This is a genomic window from uncultured Paraglaciecola sp. (assembly GCF_913058035.1).
GTDB lineage: Bacteria > Pseudomonadota > Gammaproteobacteria > Enterobacterales > Alteromonadaceae > Paraglaciecola.
Genome location: NZ_CAJXPA010000243.1, coordinates 1 through 5,137 on the forward strand (window position 1 = coordinate 1; position 5,137 = coordinate 5,137).

Consider the following 5,137-nt stretch of genomic DNA (forward strand, 5'->3'; position numbering starts at 1 on the left):
AATACGTTCTTCTGCGGCTTCTTCAGCGCGGTACTTCACCTTGCTTTTAGCTTGTTCTTTCGTCATTTTGACAGCAATGTCAGCTAAGTCACGGATGATAGTTTCGACTTCTTTACCGACATAACCCACTTCAGTAAATTTTGTGGCTTCGACTTTGATAAAAGGCGCGTTGGCCAATTTTGCTAGGCGCCGAGCAATCTCTGTTTTACCCACACCTGTTGGGCCGATCATCAGGATATTTTTAGGGGTGACTTCTTGTCGCAACTCTGGTTCAAGTTGCATTCTGCGCCAGCGATTTCGAAGGGCAATAGAGACTGCACGTTTAGCATCTTGTTGACCGATAATATGACAGTCCAATTCGTGGACGATTTCTCTTGGGGTCATCTCTGACATAAATTAAACCTTATAATTTGGGTAAACAACCTGCGATATATTTAAATAATGCAAGTTAGGGAATTTGTCTTAGCCGCAGCAGTTAATAATCGATCGTTTCAATCGTTTGGCTATGGTTAGTAAATACGCAAATATTACCTGCTATGGTCAAACTTTTTTGAGCAATTTCTTGGGCCGATAATTCGGTGTTTTCTAACAAGGCCATAGCGGCAGACTGTGCAAAGTTACCACCAGAGCCTATAGCAATTAAGTCATTTTCTGGCTGGACTACATCGCCATTTCCGGTAATGATAAATGAGGCGGTTTCGTCTGCAACTGCAAGTAAAGCCTCAAGCTTACGTAGCATACGATCACTACGCCAATCTTTAGCTAGTTCAACTGCTGCGCGAGTTAAGTTGCCTTGGTGCATTTCAAGTTTAGACTCGAAACGTTCGAACAAAGTAAACGCATCAGCCGTACTTCCAGCAAATCCTGCGATCACTTGGTTATTATAAAGACGACGTACTTTTTTAGCGTTGCCTTTCATTACAGTATTGCCAAGGGATACTTGACCATCACCGGCTATTACTACTTGATTATTACGACGTACGGATACAATTGTAGTCACGAAAATTCCTTCAGTGTCGAAGGACAACCAGACTGGTCTACACAAAGGTTGTCAGGGTTAAGAGTGGGTTATGGTCCTGTGTATTTCAGAGGAACTTCACCAGATGCAATAGATGTGGGGAGTATTCTATTTTTTTCAAGCCGCGAGCAGGTGCTCGCAACTCGTAATGCCTACAACCAGATTTATTTAGAGGTTCCAGTTCCAAATCTTACAACCGTTAATTTTTGCACGTTGCAACGTGTGACGGTCTTGTTCAGCTTCACGTTTGCTTTCATAAGGGCCAAGGATCACTCGGTACCACACCCCTGATGTGCCTTTGCTTGACCTCACTTGCGCTTCTAATCCTTGAAAAGCAATGTTTGCTTTTAATTGTTGTGCCTGAGAATCTTTTCTAAACGAACCACATTGCATCAGACGGCGAACTATTGGTTGGTCCTGTTTTTTTTGTACAATTTCAACTGTGTATTCTGGCAAGCTCCTAATAAATTCCCATTCTTCTTGTGGTATCTCGGGCAGTGTATCTTTTTCGCTTTGAGCTTGCTGTTTAATGACAATCACGTCAGTTGTATTCTCAGGTGCTGTGCCTTTGATACTCCATAAAAAATAGCTAAATCCAAGTACTAATATGAGGGTGATGATAATCCGTAACCAAGGTAATGATGGTTTGGACAAAGGTGGAGTCTGTTTTTTACTGCTGTGGCCACGAGCCACGTAATCTTTGTGCGCCATGCTATAAATAGTACTGAGTAGAAATAATATGGGTGATCTTACCGCGGTTCACGGGAACCTCAATCAGAATATTCATTATTATTATATTTAACTAAAATCCTGCGGATCGATATCTAGCGACCAGCGGATCTTATGGGCTAAATTTAATGTTTCGATTTGTTTAATTTGTTGTCCGATAGCTTTTTGTAAGGTGCTGCGTTGTGTACTTTGTAATAACAATTGCATCCGATACTGGCCTTGTCGCTTTTCCATCAAAGCGGGAATAGGTCCTACACAATCGACATTGTCAGCAGCACTAAATAACTGAGCAATTTGCTGTAAAAAGTTAAAAGCGTCACGTGCACTTAACGCCTGTGCTTTAAATAATGCTTGAAAAGTGTAGGGTGGTAAGTTGGCATGTTGCCTCTCCAATAGCGCATATTGAGCAAAATGTGCATAGCCATTATTAATTAAGTCTTGCAGCAAAGGATGACCTGGATCGTGAGTTTGCAACCACATCTCACCTGGCTTTTCTGCGCGTCCTGCGCGTCCTGCGAGTTGTGTAATAAGTTGTGCTAAATGTTCTGAAGCACGATAATCAGCACTAAACAAAGCACCGTCAACATCTAGAATAAGCACCAGTGTCACATTAGGAAAATGATGACCTTTAGACAAAATTTGGGTGCCAATTAAAATTTGGTGCTCATTATTGTTGATACTGCTAAGCATGTTATCCAGTTTGTTTTTGCCTCGTGCACTATCGCTGTCTATTCGAATGCTACTGTATTGAGGGAAATGGTTGGCTATCCCTTGTTCTAACTGCTCTGTCCCCACACCCATAGAAGTCAGTTCACTGGACTGGCATTGTTGGCAGTTCTTAGGAATAGACTTAGCACTACCACAGTGATGGCACTGCAACTTATACAACTGTTTGTGCACAGTAAACGGCTTATCACACCGCTTACAGTGTTCAACATAACCGCACTGATGGCACATTAAAGCAGGTGCATAACCTCTGCGATTGATAAATAGCATGACCTGGCTACCTTGCTGCAAATGCTGCCCCATACGATCTAACATGCCTTGAGCCACACCAAATTGTAGCTGCTGCTGACGAATGTCAAAAACATGTTGAGTAGCAAGTGTTGCATTGCCAGCACGCTGATTTAATTTGAGGTGTTGGTATTTACCGGTTAGTGCATTGTTTAAAGTTTCTAGAGCAGGTGTGGCTGAGCCCAATACTAAAGGTATGTTTTCTTCACGTGCACGCATCACAGCTAAGTCACGCGCATGATATCGTAATCCGTCTTGTTGTTTGTACGAAGAGTCATGTTCTTCGTCAACGATCAGTAATCCAGGTTTAAGCATAGGCGTAAAAATGGCCGAGCGAGTCCCGATAATAATGCCTAACTGACCATTTGCGCTTTGCTGCCATACTTGTAACCGTTCATTATTATTAAGTCCCGAGTGTAAAACTCCTACATCAAGACCAAAGCGATATTTAAATCTGTGCACGGTTTGAGGTGTGAGTCCAATTTCGGGTACTAAAATTAATACTTGTTTGCCTTGCTTTAGTACTTGTTCTATTGCCTGTAGATAAACTTCTGTTTTACCACTGCCAGTAATACCATCTAATAAAAAACAGCCATATTGGTCAAGTTTTGCTTCAATACAACTAATAGCGATGGCTTGCTCAACATTGGCTATGGGTTTGTCTTGGATAATTAAGCTTTGTTGCCAAGTTGATGCGGTTGTGGGGACTTTTTCGACAGCTGTAATGAACTCTTTTTCTACTAAAGATTTAATTGCAGCCACACCAAAATCAGCTTTGGCTTTAGATTTGATACTATCTTGGACGTGTAACGACTGCATAAAAGCACGTTGTTTAGGTGCGCGAGATAAAATACTTAAATCTGCTGACTGGCCGACATCACTTAGTGTCCAATACTGAACTGGTTTTGCTAAGCTCGACTCACCTTTTCGAAGCGCTACAGGCATGGCAGTTTGAACCACATCACCGATGGGATGTTTATAATATTGTGCCAACCAGCTGCATAGTTTAATCAAACTTGGATTAAATATTGGCGTGTCATCTATCACCGCTTCGATGGACTTTAGTTTACTGATGTCCCAATCTGATTTTTCATTTATTCCCCAAACCACACCTATTAATTTGCGTGGGCCAAAAGAAACGCGAACACGAACACCCACGGGTAAAGCAGTACCTTCGTATAGATAATCGAAAAACTGACGCTTCGGAATAGGAAGTGCGACACTAAGTATTGCCATTTGTATTTTGCATAGCCTTTGGTAAAAAGAGTAATTTGGGTATAAAATCAACAAAAGTCTTGATCGCCCAAGCACGTTACATTAATATGCGCGCCACTTTGCGGCAAGCCACAAAGCTTTTTAATTTAATTTTCGTATGGTGTTCAGCTTCGGGTTGAATAGCGATACGGCCTGACGAAGAGGTAACCCATGAAACAAGATATCCATCCTGATTATCAAGTAATGACTGCAAACTGTTCTTGCGGAAATATTATCAAAGTTCGTTCTACTTTGAAAAAAGACATCAACTTAGACGTATGTTCGTCTTGCCACCCTTTTTATACTGGTAAGCAACGTAACGTCGACACTGGTGGTCGTGTTGATAAATTCAACAAACGTTTTGCTGGTCTTAAGAAAAGCTAAATCTTTTTTAAGTCTAACATGACACAAAAAAGGCGCTTATTTAGCGTCTTTTTTGTGTCAAAAAAATTGTCATCAGTCATTTTAATTAAATAGTTGATTTAAACCTCTTCAGCATCCTTTGCTTTATATTTATCACAATGTAATAGTCTGGTTCCTAACTTACATATTAAGAATATAACTTATGTCAGACTCAGATGTATATTCGGCACCCGCGGCCGATTTGAAAGTGGACACAGAAAACAATTCAGGAATGGGCAAGGGTCAAGCATTACCTGATAATATTAAAGGGTGGAGTTGGGGCGCGTTTTTTCTCAGCTGGATATGGGCTATAGGCAACAAAACTTGGATTGGGTTAATCGCATTTGTACCTTATATCGGTTTTATTATGGCGATAGTTTTGGGCTTTAAAGGACGTGAGTGGGCTTGGCAAAATAAAACATGGAAGAGTGTTGAGCATTTTCAAGAAGTGCAACGTAGGTGGTCTTTTTGGGGGGTGTTGATAGTGTTAAGTTTTGTCTTGATTGGTATCATTGCAGCAATTGCTATACCAGCCTATGTTGAATATCAAAGCAAATTGGGATAAATACCCTTGTAGAATCACACAACTTTTAAAGGGAGTTAACAATGACATCAGAAAATATTTATCAAGCACCGGAAGCGGAGCTGGTTGTCACCTCATCTGATGAGGAAAAACTGCAGTTTTTTACTACTACAATTCGCAAGTTAATCATTTTATCC

At 41.0% G+C, this 5,137-nt stretch carries 6 protein-coding genes; 2 read left to right on the plus strand and 4 right to left on the minus strand.

The annotated features are described in order from the left end of the window. The 4 genes from QZ562_RS19400 to priA all read right to left on the minus strand — a co-directional run. On the minus strand, positions 1 to 393 hold a 393-nt coding region (locus QZ562_RS19400; protein WP_293763940.1), incomplete at its 3' end, for an AAA family ATPase. Between the two features lie 82 nt (positions 394 to 475). After that, positions 476 to 1,000 carry an ATP-dependent protease subunit HslV gene (gene hslV / locus QZ562_RS19405; RefSeq protein ID WP_293763941.1) on the minus strand — a complete coding sequence of 175 codons (525 nt, stop codon included), beginning with the start codon at positions 998 to 1,000 and terminating at the stop codon, positions 476 to 478. Positions 1,001 to 1,186: 186 nt separating this feature from the next. Continuing rightward, positions 1,187 to 1,729 carry an SPOR domain-containing protein gene (locus QZ562_RS19410; RefSeq protein ID WP_293763942.1) on the minus strand — a complete coding sequence of 181 codons (543 nt, stop codon included), beginning with the start codon at positions 1,727 to 1,729 and terminating at the stop codon, positions 1,187 to 1,189. Positions 1,730 to 1,816: 87 nt separating this feature from the next. Further along, entirely contained in the window at positions 1,817 to 3,997 is a 2,181-nt protein-coding gene (gene priA / locus QZ562_RS19415; RefSeq protein ID WP_293763943.1) for a primosomal protein N', read from the minus strand. Between the two features lie 189 nt (positions 3,998 to 4,186). Between priA and rpmE the strand changes: the two genes are divergently transcribed. Further along, positions 4,187 to 4,399, plus strand: coding sequence for a 50S ribosomal protein L31 (gene rpmE, locus QZ562_RS19420; RefSeq protein WP_293763945.1), 213 nt, complete (start codon positions 4,187 to 4,189; stop codon positions 4,397 to 4,399). Positions 4,400 to 4,580: 181 nt separating this feature from the next. After that, positions 4,581 to 4,982 (plus strand): hypothetical protein, encoded by a 402-nt coding sequence (locus QZ562_RS19425; protein ID WP_293763946.1) that lies wholly within the window; start codon positions 4,581 to 4,583, stop codon positions 4,980 to 4,982. The last annotated feature ends 155 nt before the right edge of the window (positions 4,983 to 5,137 follow it).

Bases quoted from the DNA above. Each gene is read 5' to 3' on its own strand.
- QZ562_RS19425 (WP_293763946.1), top strand. From the start codon at position 4,581: ATGTCAGACTCAGATGTATATTCGGCACCCGCGGCCGATTTGAAAGTG.
- rpmE (WP_293763945.1), top strand. From the start codon at position 4,187: ATGAAACAAGATATCCATCCTGATTATCAAGTAATGACTGCAAACTGT.
- QZ562_RS19410 (WP_293763942.1), bottom strand. From the start codon at position 1,729: ATGGCGCACAAAGATTACGTGGCTCGTGGCCACAGCAGTAAAAAACAG.
- priA (WP_293763943.1), bottom strand. From the start codon at position 3,997: ATGGCAATACTTAGTGTCGCACTTCCTATTCCGAAGCGTCAGTTTTTC.